Here is a 21,491-nt window from a genome sequence, read left to right on the forward strand (position 1 = left end):
GATGACACCAGTACTTTTCTATGGCGTGCCTGAAGGCTGTTCTTTTGGATCAATCGTGGCCCTTGAGTGGCTCGGCAAACCCTATCGTCTTTGCCGTATTGAGATGATGGATGGAAGCGTTATGAACGACTTTTCAAGCATCAACACGGTGGCGGAAACTCCGTCCTACATAACAGAAGACGGCCGCATCATTCACGAAAGCGCCGCCATTCTGGCTCACATCGGTGCACGTAGCACGGGGTACAGCAAAGGCTTTGTTCGGGGGGGCCGCGAAACAGATACCCTGAATGAGATGCTTGCTTTTCTCAACACCAGTTTCTTCGGTGCCTTCAGCCCGCTTTGGCACACTCTGGAGCATGAGATGAGCGAGACAGAAAAATCGGTTCTAACGGCTTACGGCAAAACACTTGTGCAAAAAGCCCATGCTGACCTGCAGCGGAAACTGAACGGCCGTCAATGGCTTGCAGGGCTTAATCCAACAATCGCCGACGCCTATTTCATGGGCCTTGCTCGCTGGGCTGATTTTCATAGTGCAGCGTCGCGAGAGGATTACCCCGCCCTCAACCGTCTATATGAACGCCTGGAAGGTGACCCCGCAGTCAAATTTGCGCACGCGATCGAAGAAGGCACCGATATCGCCGTTAGCAGCGCTTTTCAAGGTCACATCAGCCTAGAAGAAGCTCAAGCCCTTATAAAACCGTAACAGGTATGCTTATCCCTGCACCGCGCAGGGATAAGCTCCCACTTTAACCAAACGCACCGGCTTTGAGCGCGATCAGGCCGCTGATCTCAAGCACAAGGCCATAGGCAACCTCAAGCTTGTCGAAAATCTCCCGGTGCGCTGTGGCGTAACCTGAAGACGCACCGCCCTCATAGGTGGTGTCTTCACCATATACTTCGTCATGGCTTTCAAATGGCGCTTCAGGGAAAATCTTCCGAAGCTGCGCCACCGTGTCTGGCACCTCAAGGTGCAACAGCTCAACAAGAAGCTCCTCGAGCGAGAAATCAAACCGCGTACTGAAGCGGGGAATTTCCATCGCCTTGAGGAAGATATACTGGATGAGACCAATCCGTATCTGGTGCAGCTCAAACAGCTCTGCATCCGGCGCCACCGTATCAAACGCTGCCATCATGGCGTCATCGTCCACACAGTCTGTGAGCGTGCCAGCATCCCGGCGCATCTTGCGGATACAGGCATCCACTGCGTCCGCCTCAAACAGATTCTCGAGAAGTTTGGACAGGCGGCGCAACTGCTCACGCCGCTCAGCCGACGGTGTCTCATCAGACCGGTCCAGCCAATAACCGGGGCTTAGAAGCTTTGCATACGCCTCAATCACACCCACGTCCGAGCGCGCGAGTGCGTTCACCGCCAAGCTTGTCACCATCTGCAAGCGCGCCGATTTTGCATGCAGCGCCTCAAACATGTCAGGCGAGCGTGCGATGGCTGTGCCAAGGCCCGCGCAGCTGTTGGCTAGATAACCAAGCTGTTGCAGCACCGCATTGTGCGGGATGGCCCTGATCTGGGAGATACGCTCAAGCCGCTGGTGCATGGCGCCACCTGCCTGACGCCGAAGCGAGCGCGAGCCGGTTGGGTACAGGAGGCTCCGGCCAATGCCGTCAATCAGCCGCACATAGCCTTTGTGGTCGGTGAGGTGCTCCTGATACTCAACAAGAGTAAGGAAGAAATCTAGCGACCAACCTTTTTCTTCATAAAAGGGGTCATCCTCCGCATTATATTTATCAAACCGCACTTCGAGGAAATCCGTGAGCGTGGCAAGCGCCGTATCTTCCGCGAGGAACCACAGGAAACCTTCACCGCCCTGGAAGCTGACCTCGTGTTTCTCAGGCTGCTCAAGTTCCGCCAGCCACTGGCGCACGCGCGGCGGCTGGGTATAGAGGAAACGCTTTTTGAGGCTTTCAGGATAAGCACCCCGCCCGATGCTTTCGCCGTGGGTGTCGAAAAACAGTAGCTGCACATCACCAAGTCCGCGTGCTTTCCACAGCCGAATGACCCGAAGCTTGAAACGTTCAATGGCAAGCGTGGCGGCAGGCTGGCCGATATAACGACCACTGTCTGAGAAGCCGAGCTGCAGGCAGAAGCGCCCCTGCTTTTTGATATACTCAAGGAAATGAGGGTTATCCACCAGTTCTGCGATCACCCTGTCACCGCGCTCAAGCCCGATCGCGGTTTCAAATAGCGGGGAGATTTCCACATGGTTCTCAACACCAAACAGCTTGGCATAATACAGCGCGGTCAGGAGCGTGAAAGGTGTGTCCGATTCCGCCACCAGCATGCGAATGCGCGTTGCGGCGTCAAAGTGTTTCATGAACTGCGCTGCGGTCATAAACACGCGCTTGGCCGTGGTTTTCTCGCGCGACAGTGTGCCATAGTGAATGCTTTGCGGCTTGACCGTATCAAGCTTCTCAGAGATGGCGGCCAGGAAATGCCGCCGGGTCGCCGACTGGTCCGGCGACTTGGTCATCTGAATTTCAGGGCCGATGGCGTTGTGAAGCTGCGCTGCGTTCAGCCGGAAATGGATGTGTGAGAGGCCAAGCCCGATAGAGCGCCACTCCGTATAAAGCGTCGCGGCAGCGCACCAGCCATCTTTTTCAAGCTCAAGCGCGAGTAGTTTTTCAAACGCGTCACCAATACGAGCAGACGCCGCTTCCTTGCGGGACTGGTTCTCGACCGCCAGCTGGTTCAGCTTGCCAAGGCTACCACCATCGCGCTGGTGTTCCTCCAATGTGCGCATGCCCATTTCAAAGCAGGAGCGCAAATCTTCAAACCCGGCGCGGATCGTGGCCCAATATTGCCCCGCCTCGCCCGAAAAATCTGTCTGGCCCGCAAGGCCAACACATTCCGCAAGCCCTGCAAGCGCTGAGCGATAACGGAACAAAAGCCCGAGCGACCAGTCGATATCCGTACGGCCATCAAGGTCGAAACCAACCCAGCTTGCCACTGTGGCAAGGCGCGGGCGCAAAGTTTTATAATCATCCGGATACAGTTCTGACGCCACACGGAACACAATGCCGTATAAGCGGCGAATAGCGCGGCGGATATTGCCAACAGCGAGCCCGGCATAATCCAGCTCTTCATGCAGCGTGGGCGACCGGGTCGGGTGTACTGTACCCACCTCAAGGTTCGCGGTTGCTGCCGCCACCGCATCCGGTCCGCCCGATACAGCACCAAGGTAGGACCGCGCATATGTCCATGCTGTGTCGGAAAGCGAGAAGGTCGGGTGCGCCGTGATCACGATGCCCGCGAGCTCATCCTCAAGCTGGGCACGAAAAGTATCAAACGGCACAAGCTCGCCATCTTCACCCTCGGCAAAACGGCGCACAAGGGCGTTGAGCCGTGCTTCATTCTCTGGCTTCGAGATTGTCGTCCACTGGGCCGACAGGGCACCAAGGCGGCCATCAAGACAGCGTTTACCCCGCGCGGAAAGATCGTTCGAGAGAGCAGCCAAATCCTGGGTTCCATCCATAAGGCGCGCCGCAATATCAAACGCGGCAGATAGGTGCTGTCGGCGTGCTTCGCTTTTACCTTGGCCAGGATGGTCAAACATAATTTGTCCCTCATTTGTTTTGGATTTTGTGATGTCATTAGCTGACACCGCTGTCAAATTGGCGCTTTTGTACCAGAACCAGCCGCGATGTCACCTAATAAAATGTCTCAATACGCCCTATTTTGGCATATTTTATTACAAACACGCACTAAATAGCGCTGCTTTATGCGGATTCTGCGGTTTCCGTCCCAATTTCTATTTTGAGGTTCCACAAACGCACTATGACACGAACCATAGGAAGAAGAGCACCAACACAAGGCCTCCCCAGAAATTTCCAATTAACCTCTGCCCCTTACGCCTTCTTCCAGACCGGGTCGTCGGCATTCCTGTTCGTTGGGCGACCTTGCTCTTCAGGTTACGTTTCGCACTTTTAAATGGGTTCATTTAATCCCCCACACGGCTTCTTTCCGCCTAATAGCTACGCTTGAACAGCAGCATATAGGTCGCCGGCACAAAAAACAGGGTTAACACAGATGCGAAGGCCAACCCAAACATCATCACCACGGCGAGCGGCTCCCAAAGCGGCCCCCCAAACAGGTAAAGCGGCAACAGGCCCACGACGGTGGTGATGGAGGTCAGCAATATGGGCCGCATGCGTTTCCCGCTCGCGATCACCACCGCATCCATCAGCTTGTGATATTCGAGCTCGATATCAATCTGGTCAACCAGCACAATGGCGTTGTTGATGATAATGCCAGCAAGGCTGATAAGTCCCAGTGTCGCGAAGAATGACATGGGCTGACCGGTGATGAGAAGCCCGATCGGCACGCCCACAAGAATAAGCGGCACGCTCATGAAAATAATCGCGATACGGCGGAAGCTGTTGAACTGGTACATCACCGCCACAATCATCAACAGCACTGCAAACGGCAACCCCGCACCAAGCTTGCCGTATATCTCGGACGAGTCTTTCAACTCACCCCCGATGGTGACCTCATAGCCCGGCTCCAGCGGCAGGGCGTCGATGCCCTCTTTGACCAAAGCGTACAGTTCCGCCGCCGTATGATCCGGGCTTTTTGCGGTGACCGTAATGGTCGGCTGCTGGTTCTTGCGCCAGGTTTGCGAATATTCAAGCGAGGGCCTAAGCACCGCCGTTTGCTCAAGCGCCACCATGTTGGTGTCACTTGGCAGAATGATGTTGAGAAGGTCTTCAATGCTGTCACGGTCACGCTCAAGCGCACGCACCACAATGGGGATTGTGCTGTCATCATCGCGGAAGCTTGAAATCTCGAACCCATCAAAATAGGCATTCAGGTTTTGCGCCAGCGTTTGGGACGACATATTGAGCCGCCGGGCTTTATCCTGGTCGACCTCAATCACCATTTTGACCAGCTTTTCACCCCAGTCGCTTTCATTTTGCGCAATGCCAGGCACATCCGCGAACATGCGTTCAACCCGCCGCCCTAAAAGCAGCAAGGGTTCATGCTCCGGCCCCGAAATCTCAACCTTCACCTGCCCGCTTTCACTGGCGCCCATGGCAAGCCGCTTGATGGTGAAGCGCGCGTCCGGCACTTCTTCAAAAAAATGCTTCTTGGCACGGCCCGCAAACACGGCTGCAGCCTCGGGCGATGTGGCGTTCACGAGAATGAAGGCTGTGGAGGGTGATGGGTCAACCGGGTTGAGGCTCAAATAAAACCGCGGGCCGCCCTCGCCCACATAAATGATATGATCGCTCACCTCAGGGTTCACACCTGCGTCGCTAACCCAGTCAGACACCTCAAGCGCTACACGCTCGGTTGCTTCAAAGTGCGCACTTTTGGGCATGTCGAGGTAGATCAGCACCTCATTGCGGTCACTGAGCGGGAACATTTCATTCGGCAGTACAGTAAAAAGCTGCCCCATCGCCACCACAAGACCGTACGCCCCAATCACTACAAATGCTGCAACACGAAGCGCCGGTTTCAGCATGCGCTGATAGCGCTGCACATACTCGGGCGCCGGGGCCTCGACCCGCTCTTCTGCTTGCTCTTCTGTTTGCTGGCGGGTGGTACGCTTCCTCAACACTCGCGCGCAAATAAGCGGCAGGAAATACATCGCCGTGATCCATGACCCGATAAGCGTGAGCGCGAGCACAGCACCGAGCGAGAAGGCATACTCCCCCTCAGAACCGTCAATCAGGAAAAACGGCGTGAAGGCAAATATGGTGGTGAGCGACGACACCAGAAGCGGCACCGCAAACTGGCTGCCTGCCTTGAGGGCTGCATCCCGCCGGGTGCTGCCGCCATCGATCCGGCTGAGGATATCCTCCACAATCACCACGCCGTTATCCACGAGAAGACCGAGCGAGATGATCACCGCCGCAATGGATACCTGCTCAAGCGCGATGCCCAGTACCTTCATACCAATAAGCGCAAACATCACCGCAAACGGCACGATGGATGCGATCACCATGCCCGAGCGAAGGCCAAGGAAAGCAAGCACCACGATCAATACCACAATGAAGGTTTGCCCCACGTTCGAGAGCGCGCCCACCACGGTTTTGTGCACTTCACTGGGCTGATAGGTGGCGAAGTTCAGCTCAAACCCGATGGGCAGGGTTTGCTCAAACGCGCGGGTCGCATCCGTCAGCCGCTCACCCACATCCGCGATGTCATAGCCTGGCTGCATCTGCACACCCACCACGAGTGCGGGGCGACCATTATAATAGGTGCGGTTTTCGGGCGGGGAAACAAACCCGCGCCGCACGGTCAGCAGGTCTTTCAGCCGGATGAAATCATCACTGCCTGAAGGGCGCGTGAGCATATTCTCGATCTCGGCCACGCTTTTAAAATCGCCAGTAGCTTCCAGAAGGATAGACGCGCCTTCCGCGTTAATCTCACCTGCGGGCAACACCACGTTCTGGTTCTGCAGGTCACTGATCAGCGTATTCAACTGACCTCCGATCGCCTTGAAACGCCGGGCGTCCAGCTCGAGCCAGATACGTTCTTCCTGCACCCCGTAAAGCTGAACTTTGGCGATACCGTCAACGGTATAGAGCGTGCGTTGCAGGTCTTTTGCCGCATCTTCCATCTCACGGTAGTTGAAACCCTCCGCTGTCATGGCGATGGAGGCGATGGTCACCTCGCCAAAATCTGTATTCACAAACGGCCCGTGCGCGCCTTCCGGCAGCTCGCGGCTGATGTCGTTCATCTTGTCTCTGAGCGATTGCCAGATCGGCTCCAGATTTGTCACTTCATCCTTCAGTTCCACATAGGTGCGCATGCGCCCTGTGGTCAGAATGGTGCGAATTTCCTTCACCTCCGCAATCTCGCGGATCTTGCGTTCCACTTTCTCGGTGACGAGGTTTTCAATGCGCCCCGGTGGCATGCCCGGATAAAGCGCAGACACAATCGCCGTGCGGATGGTGATCTCGGGCGACTCGCGCTTGGCAAAATCTTTATAAAGCAGAAGCCCGCTAAGGATGAGTGCAGCCATCAACAGAAAAGTGAACTGGCTGCGGCCAAGGCCCAGTTTGGTGAGGAAGGTCATCGCATACCTCCCTTAATGGCTGCTGGCAGGCAGACGGCGGACTTTCTGCCCGTCATGCAGGTACGATACCCCGGCGGAGGCGATCAGCTCGCCGTCTTTCAGCCCCTCAACCACGATGATCATATTATCGCGTACACCGGCGGTCATCACCGTGCGTGCTTTCACGGTCGAGGTCGCCTCGTCAAACACATAAACCTGCGCAGTGCCGCCGTCATGCTGACGTACAGATTCGCCTCGCCGCAGGGTTTCAGACTGCTCGAGCGCAAAACAGCGCACCGGCACAAGAAAACCCACATCGCCAGACAACAGGCCCACGTTCAGCGACACTTCCGCCGCCATGCCAGCCTTCACGCCCTCATGCTCTTCTTCCAGAATAACAACAGCGGGAAAGGCAGACACCTGCCCGGCACGCGAGCCCAATTCCTTGATGCGGCCTTTCAGCGTCACGTCCTCGAGGTCAGTGACCGCCACGCGGGCTTCATCACCTGTAGCCAGCGCGTTGATCACGGTCGCGGGCACACTGAACTCTACTTCAAACGCATTCAGGCTATAAAGCGTGAGCACAGATTGCCCCGCCGATACGTTGGCGAACGACTTGGCATCCACGCTGGAGATCACCCCGTCAAACGGTGCCTTGAGCACAGATTTCTCCAGCCGTTCCCCGGCGATCGCCAGCTGCTGGCGCGCCTGTTCCGTCTGGGCCTCCGCGCTTTTATAGGCGTTGTCAGCGCTATCATAAGCGGCTTTTGTCACATTGCCTGACTTCAGCAGCGCGGCCTTGCGTTCAAAATCCGTGCGGGCGTTCGAGAGGCTCGCTTCTGCCTGCCCAAGGGCAGCCCGAGCCTGCTGCAGTTCAAAATTCAGTGTGGTGGGGTCGAGGCGCAGGAGCGGCTGCCCCGCCTCCACTCTGCTGCCCACTTCAAGCGTTACTTCGCTGAGTTGCCCCCCGATCTCGAACGACAGTTTGCTCTCATCCGCAGGCTGGATCACGCTTGGGTAACGCCTGACCATATTGTCCGCCGTGGCGGATACCTCAAAAACCTTCAGGCCGCGTACAGGCTGCTCGGTTTCCGTGGCGTTTTTACTGTCACAAGCGCCAAGCACAAAAAGCGGCACCAGAAGGGCCGCAACCCGAACGGCTATTTGGGGTCGGAAGAGTGTCATAAGCTGGGCCTTCTTTGTGAAAGGTGGAGCGGAAAAACGAGACCAAAAAGAATTGAGGAGCGATGATACACCGCTCCTCGTTACAGTTCAAACAAGTGCCTGAGGTGGCGCCTTTATTTGCCAAGCTCGGTTGGCATCGCTGGCGCGTCTGGCCGCTTGATCGGTGTGTAAGCCTCAAGGTCCTTGAGGATTTCCTCAATCGCGCGCTCAAGCTGTGGGTCACGGCCCGCGTTGATGGCGTCTGGTGCCTGCTCAATCTCGATATCTGGGCTCACACCTTCGTTCTCCACCCGCCATTCACCGTCTGGCGTGTAGAAGCGGAAGAAAGGCACCGCGAGCCAGCCGCCGTCCACAAGGCCGGGGTTAGCGGAAATACCGATCAACCCGCCCCATGTGCGTTTGCCAACCAACTTGCCAAGCCCCATACGGCTGAAAGCATAGGGGAGGAAATCACCGCCTGAACCAGCATCCTGGTCAATCAGCATCACCTTGGGGCCATAAATAGCACCGCCCGGCGTATCGAACGTGAGGCCGTCGCGATCTTTCCAGCTGGAGAGATACGTCCGGCTCAACACATCGGTGATATAGTTGGCCGCTTGCCCGCCGCTGTTCTGGCGCTCGTCAACGATGATGGCTTTTTTGTCCACCTGAGCGAAGAACATGCGGTTGAAATAGGTGAAACCAGCCCCCGCTGTGTTGGGCAGGTAAACATAGGCCACCTTGCCGTCCGTGGCATTCTCAACCTGTTTGCGGCGGCTTTCCACCCAGGCCCAGTGGCGGAGGTCACTGTCGTCATCAATGGGTTCAACCACAATATCGCGCGCATCTGCCCCGTCAGCTGATTTCGCAAGCTTGAGCGTTACCTGCTTGCCCGCTGTGCCCTCAAGAAACGCGTTGATGTTGTCGCCCGCTGTCAGCGTGCGGCCGTTAACAGCCAGGATGAAATCACCCTCATTCGCGCCAATGCCGGGGATGGCAAGTGGCGCTGTCAGGAACGGATTCCAGCGCTCACCGGTATAGATCTTCTTGATCCGGTACCGGCCATCTTCAATGGCCAGATCAGCGCCCAGAAGGCCTCCACCCACACCACGTTCACGGTGCACATCACCACCGCCAACACGGTTATGGCCCACCTGCAATTCGCCGATCATTTCAACCATCAGCTCGTTGAGGTCCTCGCGGCGGCCCACATGGTCAACCAGCGGGCGGTAACGGTCATAAACGCCCTGCCAGTCAATGCCGTGCAGGTTGGGGTCATAAAAATACTCCTGCTCCATACGCCATACATCGGTGAAGATTTGTGCCCACTCAGCGCGTGGGTTCACATAGCTTTTCACGTCTGACATATTGAGCGCATTACCTTGTGGGCGCGCGCCAGCATCAGCCACCATCAGGCGGCCCCCAGCCCCCATGACCAGTAGCTTTTTACCGTCTGCCGAAAGGCTATAGTCGCTCACCCGGTCAAAGGCGGAATCGGCGTCTTTGCCCTTGAAGTTGAAACGCATCAGCGTATCAACCGCGCTGGTGTCCGTATCCGGCAGTTCGCGGCTCACGCCCGGTTGGCGGCGTTCCATGAAGAAAAGCGCACCGTCGGACGCCACCTCAAGGCTGTCATAGGCTTTTTCGGCCACAGGCAGCGCGATGATGCGCGACGTCAACCCTTCAAGGTCTATCGCAGGCACCTTCGGCTCATCCGCTTTGTCTTCCCCCTCCGAGGCCTCATTGCCTTCGCTGTCTTCGTCGGTGTCTTTGTCGTCCGTATCCTCAGTCTCGTCGGTTTTCACCGTTTCATCGCCGGGTTTTGGCAACATGGGTGAAGCACCGTCCGCCTGCAGGATAGCGACGTAAAGCCCAAAGCGCAGCGGCCGCTCCTGCGTGGACATATCAAGCCCTACCTGGCTTGGACCCGAATTTGTGGACGCCGCGAAATAGAGGTATTTACCGTCAGGGCTAAATGCGGGAGCATCCGCATGGCTCAGCCCATCGGTCACAGCCACGCTCTCACCACTTTCAAAATCATGCAGCATGATGCGGCCAAAATAGTTGGCCCCGGTTTTGGTATAGGCCAGCCACCGCCCGTCTTTGGAAAGCGACACCCCGAAACCCGAGCGGCGCTCATCGGTGTCGATCAAGGTGCGGTCACCGGTTGTCACGTCAATGGCAAAAAGGTTGAGGTGGTTGTCACTATAGATGATGCGGCTGCCGTCACCGCCCCAAAGCAACAGGTCATAATAGCCCGTGTCACCCAAATCCAGCGTGCGGCTTTCTCCCATGCCGGTCTGGTCAGCGATCACAAGCCTATGCACACCGCCTTCGTCCGAGATATAGGCAAGATCACCACCTTTTGGTGACCAAAGGCCGGCGCTTTCGCGCACACCGTCGGTTGCGGTGATGTTGCGGGTGCTGCCGTCTTCCGTCGGTACGGTGAAGATGTCGCCGCGCGCTGTCACAATCGCGCGCGTACCGGTTGGGGAAAGGGCTGCGTTTTCAAGTGAACGCGAGGCATCTTTCCAGCCGGGTTGCAGTTGTGGCAGGTCTGGCTTGATGGAGATTTTAATCTCCTTCGCGCGGCCTCCGCTTGTTTTCATCTCATAAAGCCTGCCGCCTGCTTCATAGACCAGCTTGTCGCCATAACCGCTTGCATTGCGAATATCCCACACACTGTTTTCGGTCAGCTGCTTCACAGCTTTTGAGCGGGTGTCATATTCAAAAAGGTTCGCGGCACCGTCCGCACGGTCAGAGACAAAATAAACCTTGTCTCCAAGCCAGATCGGGTTGCTGTCGCTCGCATTCTCGTGCGGAATTTCTTCCCATGCGCCGCTCGTTATATCATAAAGCCACACAGGCGGTGTGGTGCCACCCCGGTGCTGCCGCCAGCCGCTGGAGCCGCGATAGGCTTTGGTGTGAGGCCGGTAGGCAAGGCGCTTGCCATCAGGCGACCATGTGCCTTCGGCCACCAGTGCGTCCATCACCTTCACCGGGTATCCGCCGTTTGTTGAAACCTGATAGGCTTGTGCGCTGCGCCCGATGGCTACTTCCCGGCGGGAGGTGAAAAGCACTTCCCCGCCCGACACGTTCCAGCCCTGCACTACGTCGTCTTCCGGGTGATAGGTCAGCCGTTTTGGCTGCCCGCCGCCGGCGGAGATGACATAAACATCTGCGTTGTTGCCATATTCCGCCGTAAAGGCGACCCACTTGCCGTCAGGTGACAGATGCGGGCTTCCTTCATCTGCCGGGTGCGATGTCAGCCGTCTCGCGTCTTTACCATCGCGGTCCGCGATCCAGATATCCCCGGCATACACAAACGCCAGCTTGTCTTTCGAGACCGATGGCTCGCGCAGCAGAAGTGTTTCACCATCTGCCGCCACACCCTGTGCCGCAGCGCCTGCCAGAAGGGTCGTTGATAGGATCAGCGCTGAAAATGCGCCTCGCAGTCGTGTCATAGATAGGCTCCCCATTTTTTCTGTGGGGGAGCGTAGCGGATAAAAGTATGAGCGTCTAGCGCTCGGCTCGCGTCGAGCCGCGTAGCATTAACTCAAACTCGATCTTTATTTCTTCTGCATTTTCATAGGCTTGTGCACGGCCTGCCGCGATAGCACCCAAGATAACTTCCGTTGCCTGCCGCCCCATGGCGCGGATCGGCTGCCGCACGGTCGTCAGCCCCGGCCACACCTGACGCGAGAGTGGTGTATCATCAAAACCGGCCACTGCCAGCATGGACGGCACGTCAATCTTGCGCTCATGGGCCTCAAAAATCACCGCTGCTGCCATGTCATCGTTTGACGCAAAAATTGCGGTGGGTCGGTTGGGCATATCAAGAAGTTCAATCGCCGCTTTCTGGCCTGAACCAAAATCAAAATACCCCTGTTTCACACACTCAGGCGCAACAGGCAGGCCAGCGCCTTTCATGGCGCGCATAAAACCAGCCTCCCGCAGGCTGCTGGCATAGTGGTCCGGGTGGCCTTTGATAAAGCCGATGTTTTTGTGCCCGCCTGCTATCAGATGCTGCGCCATCTGGAAGGCTGCTTCTTCCTCATCAATCAGGGCCGCGGGCGCGTCCCCTGTACCGCGGGATGACACAACAACCGCCGGGATGTTCTGCTCCTTCAGCGCATCAAGCAGAGCTGCGCTATCGGTCAGCGGCGGGGTGACAATCACCCCGTCAATGAATGCCTGGCGCACCCAGTGCACTACCGTGTCCACCATATCTTCATCATGAAAAGACACCGGGTTGAGCGCGAGGCCATAACCTTTTTCATGGCAGGCTTCCAGTACACCGCCCTGCAGATTGGCGAGATAACTGGGGCTCGGGTTGTCATACAGTAACCCGATCATATAGGACCGGCGCGCCGCAAGGCCACGCGCCGACTGGTTTGGCCGGTAGTTCAGTTCCTTGATGGCCGCATCCACTTTTTCTTTGGTTGCGGCGCGCACGTTCGGCTCCCGGTTTACTACCCGGGAGACCGTTTTGATCGAAACACCTGCCTTTTTGGCCACGTCGTCGATGGTTACTGAGCGCATGTGGCCCCCTTTACCCATATTTGCATCCGTTCTCTGATAGCCGGGTAATCAGGAAAAATAAATCCACATTACGCCAATAAGGACAAGAACACCGATACTGGCCCACTTGGCTTGAGGGGTTGCCCCCACCGCAGCCGCGCCGCGTGCAGACATGGTAAGCCCTGCAACTTTCTCTTCTTCCGGCTCATCTGTCAGCAAGCTCACTATCACAAGAACCGCAACACAGATCAGGAACAGGAAGATCGCAACATGCAGGAAGTTGAAAGTAGCCAGCGAGTAGAGCACACCATCAAGGCTGTCCTTGTTGGCTTCAAGCACCAAGCGGCTTACACCCAGCACAAGGCCTGTCATCAGGGACGCCAGCGCACCAGTTGCGTTTGCGCGTTTCCACAAAATACCGATAAGGAACACGGCGGCGATGGGCGGTGAAATATAAGCCTGCACACTTTGGATATAAGTGTAGATCTTGTCCGAGATCAGCTCCATCAGCGGAATCCACGCCATGCCGAGGATCACCATGATAATGGTGGCAACCTGCCCCACCCGCTTGAGGTGATGGTCAGATGACGCTGGTTTGATACGCTGGTAAATATCCATGGTAAAAACGGTGGAACAGCTGTTGAACACGCTGGAGAGCGAGCTCATCAGTGCCGCCAGAAGACCCGCAACCACAAGGCCTTTAACACCCACCGGCAACAAGGCTCCCATCAATGCGGGCAGCGCCTGGTCAGGCTGGTCAAGCGTGATCATGCCTTTTTCGGCGAGCGCCATGGCAATAATGCCCGGCACCACAAAAATGAAGATGGGCAGTTGCTTCAGGTAAGCAGCAAAGATCGTACCCTTGCGCGCATCGTCCTGGCTTTTGGCCGACAGCACACGCTGCACGATATATTGGTCTGTACACCAGTACCAAATGCCAAGGATAGGCGCACCGAACAGAATACCTGTCCATGGGAATTCAGGGTCTGTCATCGGGCGCCACAGGCTGAAGGCTTCTTCGCCAACGGTGGCGCGCAACTCACCCCAACCGCCAACGGCCTGAAGTCCGAACCATGTCACGGCAATGGCACCGCCAAGCAGCACAAACATCTGCACAAGGTCAGTATAGAGCACAGCACGAAGCCCGCCCCAAACCGTATAGATGGCTGTTGCGACCACCACAATGGTGGCCCCTGTCCAGAAATCGATGCCCATCAGGGTTTCAAACACCAGGCCGCCCGCCATGACAGTGACGGAGATTTTGGTGAGGATATACCCCGCGACCGAAATGACCGCCAGATAAGTGCGTGAGCCCTGCGAATACCGCCGCTCAAGAAACTCCGGCATCGTGAACACGCCTGAGGCAATGTAAAACGGCACAAAAAGCCACCCGAGAAGCAGGAGCACAAGACCCGCGATAATTTCAAACTGCGCCACCGGCACACCAGAGGAAGCACCCGTGCCAGCAAGGCCGATCAGGTGCTCTGACCCGATGTTGGAAGCAAAAAGCGAGGCACCGATCACAAACCAGCCGACGTTACGACCCGCAAGGAAGAAGTCTTCCGACTCGCCGCCTTTGCGTTCCTGCCGCCCGGCCCAGATAGCCACACCAAATATGATGACAAAATAGATGGCGAGAACGCCCCAGTCGATGGATCCCATCGCTCACTCCCCTAGAATCTTATATATTTAAGAACCTTATGTATTTTCCGGCACCTGCTTGAACACACTGAATATACAGCTCGCTCGCAGCCCGGAACTTCCCGGAGGGGAGCATATAGCCATAGTGACAGCGCTGTCAATAAAGCGATCACCAATGCAACCACGGTGAAGGGCAATGCACCCCGCCATATGCCTGCCTTAAAAAAATATGATACTAAAAAGGATGCTGGAGAAATGACGGAGCGGAAAACACGATGAAAACGAGAAACTTTTGGCTCACTGCCCTTGCGGCCGGAATGCTGTTTGCCTGCTCCGATGAAAAAGCCGCCGAGGAAAACAAAGACGGCATACCTGATGAGGTGAGCGAAACCGAGACGCCTAAAAGCCCAGTGCCCGAAGTCAGCGCCGGGCGGGTTGAAGTGATCACCGGTTTCCGCTCTGAGCAGATCGGCCCCCGCACCGTGCACATCTGGGTGCCTGAGGGATATGATGAGCGAAAAAGCTATTCAGTGCTTTATATGCATGACGGGCAGATGTTGTTTGATGCCAGCAGCAGCTGGAACAAGCAGGAATGGGGTGTTGATGAAGTTGCCACCAAGCTGATGCGCGAAGGCAAGATCGAAGACCTGATGGTAGTGGGCGTCTTTAACGCCGGGCAACTGCGCCACAAAGAATATTTCCCTGAAAAAGCATATTATATGCTGCCGCGCGAGAAGCAGGAAAGCCTCTATGGGTTTGAGAGCGACCAACTGATGGCGGACGAATATCTCAAATTTCTGGTCAAGGAACTCAAGCCCTATATCGACCGCAACTATGCCACCCGGCCAGACGCTGCCCATACTGCGGTGATGGGCTCAAGCATGGGTGGGCTGATATCGCTTTATGCCATCAGTGAATATCCGGATGTTTTTGGCGGCGCAGGCTGTATGTCCACCCACTGGCCCGGTGTTGACCCTGAAGACATGGACGGCGTGCCCGAGGCGTTCCTCGACTATATGAAAGGCCACCTGCCTGCGCCTGAGGACCACAAAATCTATTTCGACCATGGTGACCAGACGCTGGATGCCCATTACCCGCCCTTGCAGGAAAAGGTGGATGCCCTGATGGCGGAGAAAGGGTTCACGCCTGCGAGCTGGGTGACAGTCGCAGCGCCTGGCGCGGCGCACAATGAGGAAGCATGGAACGCGCGACTGCCCGGCGCACTCACGTTTTTGTTCGGAAAATAGGTCTGCTCGGAAAATAAGGTCTGTTCGAGAAACAGGGAATCAGCTTAAGGGATATCGTGGGCGTCAATGTTGCTTTGCGCGTCCTCGGTTGAAGGGCTTTCCGCCCAGAAACCCGCAACTGCACGTCGGCCAACAGACTGTTCCATCTCCAGCACATACCGCACGGCAGATTTATAAGGTTCCTCAAGGCCGATGACCTCGTCAGGCGCCACTGTCATGCGCACTCCCTTGCCGTGCAGCCGCCACGCATTGGGCGTACAAAACACGTGCAAGGGGCGCTCTGGCGTCGTCACGACATAATAGGGAACGTTCGAGACAATCGGGATATGACGTGAATAGCGCACGCTATAGAAGCTGCAGCTTTCAAAATCCTGCGGGCCGATCATGCCGCCGATAATGCAATCCGTAAAACTGGTGTCCTGCACACAGGAGCCTTCAAAGCTCGTACAGGTCATGTTGCAGGCGATGAACTCGGTTTGGTCCACATCGCATGCGGAAAAAGACGCACCTGAAAAATCGCACTTGAAGAAGATGGCGCCAGAGAGAATCAGCAGGTGAAAGTGGGCTTCTGAAAAATCGCAATTCACAAAAATCGTGTCGGACCACCGAAGGACACTTTTCACTTTCAGCGCGGTGATGTTTTCCTGCGCGAACTGCTCCCCCATCACCAGTTTATGGGAGGGGAACATGTTGGTTAGCGTCTTGAGGTCCATACTCACTGCTACTCCGGGCAAAGACGAGGTTTAAGGATCAGGTGTCGATGAATCACAGCGTAACGCCCTTTTGTGTGAAAACAGTAAACAGTTGATTCAATTTTTAACCATTTATTGAGCGATATATCAAGAACACAGCCGCCAAACACGCAAATATCTGCATAAACCGCTGCTTTAATTGCATATTGTATATAAATTAGCCTATATGCAGGGGGGAATGCATTTATAAAAAATTCGGGTAGGAGTTTTCAATGGCGGGCACACAAAAGCTGGCGCGTAAATCGCTGGCCGTGCAGGTTGCAGATGCCCTGAGGGAGATGATCCTCAGGGGTGAGTTTGAACAAGGCGAACAGCTACGGCAAGACGATATTGCCCAGCGCCTTGGTGTCAGCCGCATCCCGCTCCGTGAAGCTTACCAGCAGTTGGAAGCCGAAGGTCTTGTGGTAAACGTGCCTTATAAAGGCACCATCGTCTCCCGCCTTTCCACGGACGAGATCACCGAATATTTTGACATCCGCGCGACCCTTGAGGCCGAACTTCTCGCCAGCGCGATCGACCATCTGGATGAAGACGTGATCAGCAAAGCCCGCAAACTGGCGGAGCGCATGAACACCTCGAACCCCTCGCGGCGCGGTGAGCTGAACTGGCAAATGCATGAAGTGATCTACACGGAAGCCAACCGCCCCATTACGCTTGAGATGGTGAAAAAAATTCACGACAATCTGGACCGCTATGTGCGTATCCAGCTCTCGCTTTCGGAAGGCAACCGTGACCGCGCCAACGAGGAACATGAACGCCTGATCACGCTATGTGAACAGCGCCGCAAAAACGAGGCCGTCGGCCTTCTCAAAGACCATATCAATGGCGCGCGGGACGACCTTGTCGCTTACCTCCGTGATCACGATAAATAACAAACAGCAGGATTTTGATGATGTCAGACGCAGCCCGGCTTACCGCCCTCCGGCAAGAAATGGCGGCCAAAGGTTATGACGCTTTCCTCGTCCCGCTCGCGGACGCACACCAGGGTGAATATATCGCGCCGTGCGACAAGCGGCTGAAATGGCTTACCGGCTTCACTGGCTCTGCTGGCATAGGATTGGTGCGTGCGCATGACGCCGCCATTTTTGTTGATGGCCGCTATACGGTGCAGGTCGCGCGCGAGGTAGACCTCAAGACCTTCTCGCACCAACACCTGCACAATAACCCACCCGCCAAATGGCTGCGGGCTAATGCGGGCAAAGGCGAGTGCATTGCTTATGATCCATGGCTGCATACGCCCGCACAGGTGAAGGCGCTGGAGACGGAGGTGACGGCCGTCGGCGCAAAGCTGATCGCGGTGGAGCAAAACCCCATTGATACTATTTGGCATGACAGGCCCGCCCGCCCGATGGCCGATGTGATTGCTTACCCTGAGGAAATGGCGGGCGAGAGCGCGCCTGAGCGCCGCCAACGAATCGGCAAGATAGTATCAGATGCGGGCGCTGACCGGCTGGTGCTGACCCTGCCTGACAATATGGCGTGGCTGATGAATGTGCGCGGCGGTGATGTGGCCTATAACCCCATGCCGCAGGGTTTTATTATCCTGGCAGCAAATGGCAAGGCTGACTGGTTTATCGACGATACGAAGCTGGCCCGCGCCCGCACGGATATCAATCTTGAGGGTGTTACAGTCCACGCGCCCGGCACTTTCCTCACCACACTTGCTGATTATGCAAACACGCATGAGACCATCTGGATCGACGGCAACTGGTGCCCCGCCATCTGCGCACAAACGGTAGTGCGCGCAGGCGGGACCGTGCATGACGCGCCCGACCCGGTGCTACGCGCCAAAGCCCACAAAAACACGGCTGAAATGTCCGCCATGCGAGCCGCCAACGCGCGCGACAGCGTGGCGTGGGTGAAGTTCCTGCACTGGCTGGAGGGGAACGCCGCAAGCCGCGCCAATGCTGGCAACCCGATCACGGAGCTTGAAGCGGCAGACGCCATCCTCGGCTACCGCAAGGAAGCCAACCAGTTCATGGAACCAAGCTTTGAAAGCATCTCAGCCACAGACGGCAACGCCGCCCTGTGCCACTATGCCCCAACCAAAGATGCGCAAGCGAGTGTGGGCGCGGACAGCACCTATCTGCTGGATAGTGGCGGCCAGTATCTGGACGGCACCACAGACACCACACGCTCTGTGCCCATTGGTAAAATCAGCGATGAATACCGCGACCGCTATACCCGTGTGCTCAAGGGCCATATAGCACTGGCGCAACTTCGTTTCCCCAAGGGCACCAAAGGCCACCATATTGACGCGGTTGCCCGCATCCCACTTTGGCAGGCCGGGCTTGATTATGACCACGGCACCGGCCACGGCGTGGGCGTTTGCCTCAGCGTACATGAAGGGCCGCAGCGCATTGGCAAAGCGATAAACGATGTTGAGTTATCGGCGGGCATGACCATCACCAACGAACCCGGCTATTACGAAGCTGACAAGTTTGGCATTCGCATTGAAAACCTGTGCGAGATTGTGGAAGGGGAAGACGGCTTCCTTGAACTGAATGACCTCACGCTCGTGCCCATTGATACACGCCCGATTGATTTTTCCATGCTCACGAAAGCCGAGGTTGATTGGCTGAACGCCTATCACGCCCGCGTGCGGGCTGAGCTGATGCCGCAAGTAAATGGCGCGGATGCAGATTGGCTCACCCGCGCCACTGAACCGGTATAATAACCTTAACCGCTTACACTGACCGGATGTAGGCGGTTTTCACGGTGGTATAGAACTCCCGCGCATAAGCGCCCTGTTCGCGGCTGCCGTAGCTTGAGCCTTTACGCCCGCCAAACGGTACGTGATAATCCACCCCTGCGGTCGGCAGGTTCACCATCACCATGCCCGCTTCTGCGTTGCGCTTAAAGTCGGTCGCATATTCAAGCGACGATGTGCAAATACCAGACGACAAGCCAAACTCGCAGTCATTCGCCACCCGAAGTGCTTCTTTATAGTCCTTCACCTTCACAACACTGGCCACCGGGCCGAACACTTCTTCCCGGTTGATGGTCATATCAGGCGTGGTGTTGGTGATCAGCGCCGGGCTCATGTAAAAACCGTCACCACCTATCAGTTCACCACCGCACGCCAACGTGCCGCCTTCTGCCACCGCCTGTTCCACATAGCGCATGTTGCTATCAAGCTGGCCCTTGTCCACCACCGGCCCGATCTGGGTCTCAGCCTTGAGCGCATCACCAACCCGCAGCTTGGCGGTTGCTTCCGTAAGCGCGGCGATAAAACGGTCATGGATACCTTCCGTCACAATCAAACGGGAGGATGCCGTACAGCGCTGGCCGGTTGAGAAAAAAGCACCCTGAAGCGCGCAATCAACAGCAACATCGAGGTTGGCGTCATCCAGCACCACAAGCGGGTTTTTGCCGCCCATCTCAAGCTGAACCTTGGCGCCGCGCGCAGCGGCTTTCGCGAGAATATCACGCCCCGTGGGCACGCTGCCGGTGAAGCTGATGCCATCAATGCCGTCTGAATTCACGATCGCATCGCCCACCACGCGGCCAGAGCCCATCACCAGATTAAACACGCCCTTAGGCAAGCCTGCTTGCGCAATGATATCTGCGAGCGCCCAAGCGGAACCGGGCACAAGCCCTGCGGGTTTGAACACCACGCAGTTTCCGTAAGCAAGCGCGGGCGCAATCTTCCACGCAGGGATCGCAATGGGGAAGTTCCACGGTGTGATCATGCCAATCACGCCCAAGGGTTCACGGGTCAGTTCAACCCCCATGCCGGGGCGGGTAGACGGCAGCGCTTCACCACCCGGGCGCAGGGTTTCACCTGCAAAAAACTTGAATATCTGGCCCGCGCGTGCAACCTCGCCAATGCCTTCAGCGCGGGTTTTGCCTTCTTCGCGTGACAGCAGCTCGCCAAGCTCTTCCTTGCGTGCCAGAAGCTGGGTGCCGATATAATCAAGCGCATCGAACCGCGCCTGAATGCCAGACCGTGCCCAGCCATGCGCCGCCGCGTTTGCGGCTGAGATCGCCGCTTGCGTCTGCTCCCGGCTGGCTTGCGCATACTCGCCAATCACATCCGCTGTGTTTGATGGGTTTATGTTCTGGACGTAGCTCTCGCCTTCAACCCATGCGCCGTCGATATAATTATAAAACTTGTCCACTGTCGTCTCCCTCCAGACGGTTGAGTGTGTATCTCAGATAACCTGAAATCCGTGCGGGAATGGCTCCCCGTCGTCCACGAATATAGTGTTGATGCCGGTCATGTAAGCCATCCCTTCTATAGACGGGATGATACCGGGCAGGTCACCCACTTTTGTTTCTTTTACCACACCGCCCTTGAAGCGGCTGCCGATGATGCTTTCATGGATGAAACTGTCACCCACATTCAAACGCCCGCGCGCCACCAGTTGCGCCATCCGGGCCGATGTGCCGGTACCGCAGGGCGAACGGTCGATGGCTTTTTCACCATAAAATACCGCGTTGCGACCATCCGCGCCTTCGCCCGGCATGCCTGTCCACATAACATGGCTACAGCCCTTTACCGTGGTGTCTTCCGCGTGGGCAATGGTGACAGCTTCGTTCACCAGTCGGCGCACGGTGGGGCTATAGCGCAGGATATCGCCGGGGGTGATATGCTCAAGCCCCAGATAGTTTTCCTGCGGCTCAATGACCGCATAAAAATTACCGCCATAAGCCACATCAAGGCGGATAGTGCCAAGGCCCGGCACATCAATTTCCACATCCCGGTGCGCAAGGTATGAGCCCACATTGGTGATGCACACACTTGTCACCTTGTCGCCGTCGCGCTCATAGCGCACAGCCACCCGGCCAGCGGGCACTTCAAGGCTCAGCTCGCCTGGGGTGCGCGGTTTGATCAGGCCATGCTCGAGCCCCATGGTCACAGTGCCGATAAGCCCGTGGCCGCACATGGGCAAGGCCCCGCTTGTCTCAATAAAGAGGATCGCCGCGTCCGCATCGCTGGCAATCGCGGGGTAGATAATCGCGCCTGACATCAGGTCATGGCCGCGTGGCTCCAGCACCAGCGCGCGGCGTATCCAGTCATGATGCGCAATAAAATCCTGCCGCCGGGCGCTCATGGTTTCACCCCTGAGCGTCGGCACCGCACCAGAGACCACACGCACGGGGTTGCCGCCCGTGTGGCCATCGATGCACAGGAAGGTATGGCGCGCCAT

13 protein-coding genes are annotated in these 21,491 nt (G+C 56.7%); 4 read left to right on the forward strand and 9 right to left on the reverse strand.

Features of this window, described 5'->3' with window-relative positions:
- Position 1: 1 nt before the first annotated feature.
- On the forward strand, positions 2-703 hold the full coding sequence (locus ACOOGA_RS06255) for a glutathione S-transferase family protein (protein WP_420430627.1): 702 nt from the start codon (positions 2-4) through the stop codon (positions 701-703).
- A 43-nt stretch (positions 704-746) separates the two neighbouring features.
- Here ACOOGA_RS06255 and ACOOGA_RS06260 read toward each other — a convergent pair whose 3' ends face one another.
- From ACOOGA_RS06260 to ACOOGA_RS06285, 6 genes are all read right to left on the reverse strand, one after another.
- The gene (locus ACOOGA_RS06260; RefSeq protein WP_420429995.1) at positions 747-3,566 is read right to left on the reverse strand and encodes a phosphoenolpyruvate carboxylase; all 2,820 of its coding nucleotides are present in this window, start codon (positions 3,564-3,566) and stop codon (positions 747-749) included.
- Positions 3,567-3,977: 411 nt separating this feature from the next.
- Positions 3,978-7,034: an efflux RND transporter permease subunit gene (locus tag ACOOGA_RS06265; protein ID WP_420429996.1), complete on the reverse strand. Its 3,057-nt coding sequence runs from the start codon at positions 7,032-7,034 to the stop codon at positions 3,978-3,980.
- 12 nt (positions 7,035-7,046) lie between these two features.
- The gene (locus ACOOGA_RS06270) at positions 7,047-8,198 is read right to left on the reverse strand and encodes an efflux RND transporter periplasmic adaptor subunit (RefSeq protein WP_417462430.1); all 1,152 of its coding nucleotides are present in this window, start codon (positions 8,196-8,198) and stop codon (positions 7,047-7,049) included.
- Positions 8,199-8,311: 113 nt separating this feature from the next.
- Positions 8,312-11,641, reverse strand: coding sequence for a S41 family peptidase (locus ACOOGA_RS06275; RefSeq protein WP_420429997.1), 3,330 nt, complete (start codon positions 11,639-11,641; stop codon positions 8,312-8,314).
- A gap of 55 nt (positions 11,642-11,696) precedes the next feature.
- The gene (locus ACOOGA_RS06280; RefSeq protein WP_417462428.1) at positions 11,697-12,719 is read right to left on the reverse strand and encodes a LacI family DNA-binding transcriptional regulator; all 1,023 of its coding nucleotides are present in this window, start codon (positions 12,717-12,719) and stop codon (positions 11,697-11,699) included.
- A 48-nt stretch (positions 12,720-12,767) separates the two neighbouring features.
- The gene (locus ACOOGA_RS06285; protein WP_417462427.1) at positions 12,768-14,360 is read right to left on the reverse strand and encodes a sodium:solute symporter; all 1,593 of its coding nucleotides are present in this window, start codon (positions 14,358-14,360) and stop codon (positions 12,768-12,770) included.
- Positions 14,361-14,614: 254 nt separating this feature from the next.
- Here ACOOGA_RS06285 and ACOOGA_RS06290 point away from each other — a divergent pair, with 254 nt between their 5' ends.
- Positions 14,615-15,586 (forward strand): alpha/beta hydrolase, encoded by a 972-nt coding sequence (locus ACOOGA_RS06290; protein ID WP_420429998.1) that lies wholly within the window; start codon positions 14,615-14,617, stop codon positions 15,584-15,586.
- Positions 15,587-15,630: 44 nt separating this feature from the next.
- On the opposite strand, the gene ACOOGA_RS06295 is transcribed toward ACOOGA_RS06290, so the two are convergent.
- The gene (locus ACOOGA_RS06295) at positions 15,631-16,299 is read right to left on the reverse strand and encodes a pentapeptide repeat-containing protein (RefSeq protein WP_420430629.1); all 669 of its coding nucleotides are present in this window, start codon (positions 16,297-16,299) and stop codon (positions 15,631-15,633) included.
- A 251-nt stretch (positions 16,300-16,550) separates the two neighbouring features.
- Between ACOOGA_RS06295 and ACOOGA_RS06300 the strand changes: the two genes are divergently transcribed.
- On the forward strand, positions 16,551-17,210 hold the full coding sequence (locus ACOOGA_RS06300; protein WP_420429999.1) for a GntR family transcriptional regulator: 660 nt from the start codon (positions 16,551-16,553) through the stop codon (positions 17,208-17,210).
- 17 nt (positions 17,211-17,227) lie between these two features.
- Positions 17,228-19,012, forward strand: a complete 1,785-nt coding sequence (locus ACOOGA_RS06305; RefSeq protein WP_420430000.1) for an aminopeptidase P family protein — start codon at positions 17,228-17,230, stop codon at positions 19,010-19,012.
- 13 nt (positions 19,013-19,025) lie between these two features.
- On the opposite strand, the gene ACOOGA_RS06310 is transcribed toward ACOOGA_RS06305, so the two are convergent.
- Positions 19,026-20,459 carry an aldehyde dehydrogenase family protein gene (locus ACOOGA_RS06310; RefSeq protein ID WP_420430001.1) on the reverse strand — a complete coding sequence of 478 codons (1,434 nt, stop codon included), beginning with the start codon at positions 20,457-20,459 and terminating at the stop codon, positions 19,026-19,028.
- Between the two features lie 33 nt (positions 20,460-20,492).
- Positions 20,493-21,491, reverse strand: coding sequence for a 4-hydroxyproline epimerase (locus tag ACOOGA_RS06315; RefSeq protein WP_420430002.1), 999 nt, complete (start codon positions 21,489-21,491; stop codon positions 20,493-20,495).

This window comes from Kordiimonas sp., from assembly GCF_965216265.1.
Taxonomy (GTDB): domain Bacteria; phylum Pseudomonadota; class Alphaproteobacteria; order Sphingomonadales; family Kordiimonadaceae; genus Kordiimonas.

What these genes read in the sequence shown, in the direction of transcription:
- ACOOGA_RS06255 (WP_420430627.1), top strand. Translation starts at nt 2, where the DNA reads ATGACACCAGTACTTTTCTATGGCGTGCCTGAAGGCTGTTCTTTTGGA.
- ACOOGA_RS06260 (WP_420429995.1), bottom strand. Translation starts at nt 3,566, where the DNA reads ATGTTTGACCATCCTGGCCAAGGTAAAAGCGAAGCACGCCGACAGCAC.
- ACOOGA_RS06265 (WP_420429996.1), bottom strand. Translation starts at nt 7,034, where the DNA reads ATGACCTTCCTCACCAAACTGGGCCTTGGCCGCAGCCAGTTCACTTTT.
- ACOOGA_RS06270 (WP_417462430.1), bottom strand. Translation starts at nt 8,198, where the DNA reads ATGACACTCTTCCGACCCCAAATAGCCGTTCGGGTTGCGGCCCTTCTG.
- ACOOGA_RS06275 (WP_420429997.1), bottom strand. Translation starts at nt 11,641, where the DNA reads ATGACACGACTGCGAGGCGCATTTTCAGCGCTGATCCTATCAACGACC.
- ACOOGA_RS06280 (WP_417462428.1), bottom strand. Translation starts at nt 12,719, where the DNA reads ATGCGCTCAGTAACCATCGACGACGTGGCCAAAAAGGCAGGTGTTTCG.
- ACOOGA_RS06285 (WP_417462427.1), bottom strand. Translation starts at nt 14,360, where the DNA reads ATGGGATCCATCGACTGGGGCGTTCTCGCCATCTATTTTGTCATCATA.
- ACOOGA_RS06290 (WP_420429998.1), top strand. Translation starts at nt 14,615, where the DNA reads ATGAAAACGAGAAACTTTTGGCTCACTGCCCTTGCGGCCGGAATGCTG.
- ACOOGA_RS06295 (WP_420430629.1), bottom strand. Translation starts at nt 16,299, where the DNA reads ATGGACCTCAAGACGCTAACCAACATGTTCCCCTCCCATAAACTGGTG.
- ACOOGA_RS06300 (WP_420429999.1), top strand. Translation starts at nt 16,551, where the DNA reads ATGGCGGGCACACAAAAGCTGGCGCGTAAATCGCTGGCCGTGCAGGTT.
- ACOOGA_RS06305 (WP_420430000.1), top strand. Translation starts at nt 17,228, where the DNA reads ATGATGTCAGACGCAGCCCGGCTTACCGCCCTCCGGCAAGAAATGGCG.
- ACOOGA_RS06315 (WP_420430002.1), bottom strand. Translation starts at nt 21,491, where the DNA reads ATGGCGCGCCATACCTTCCTGTGCATCGATGGCCACACGGGCGGCAAC.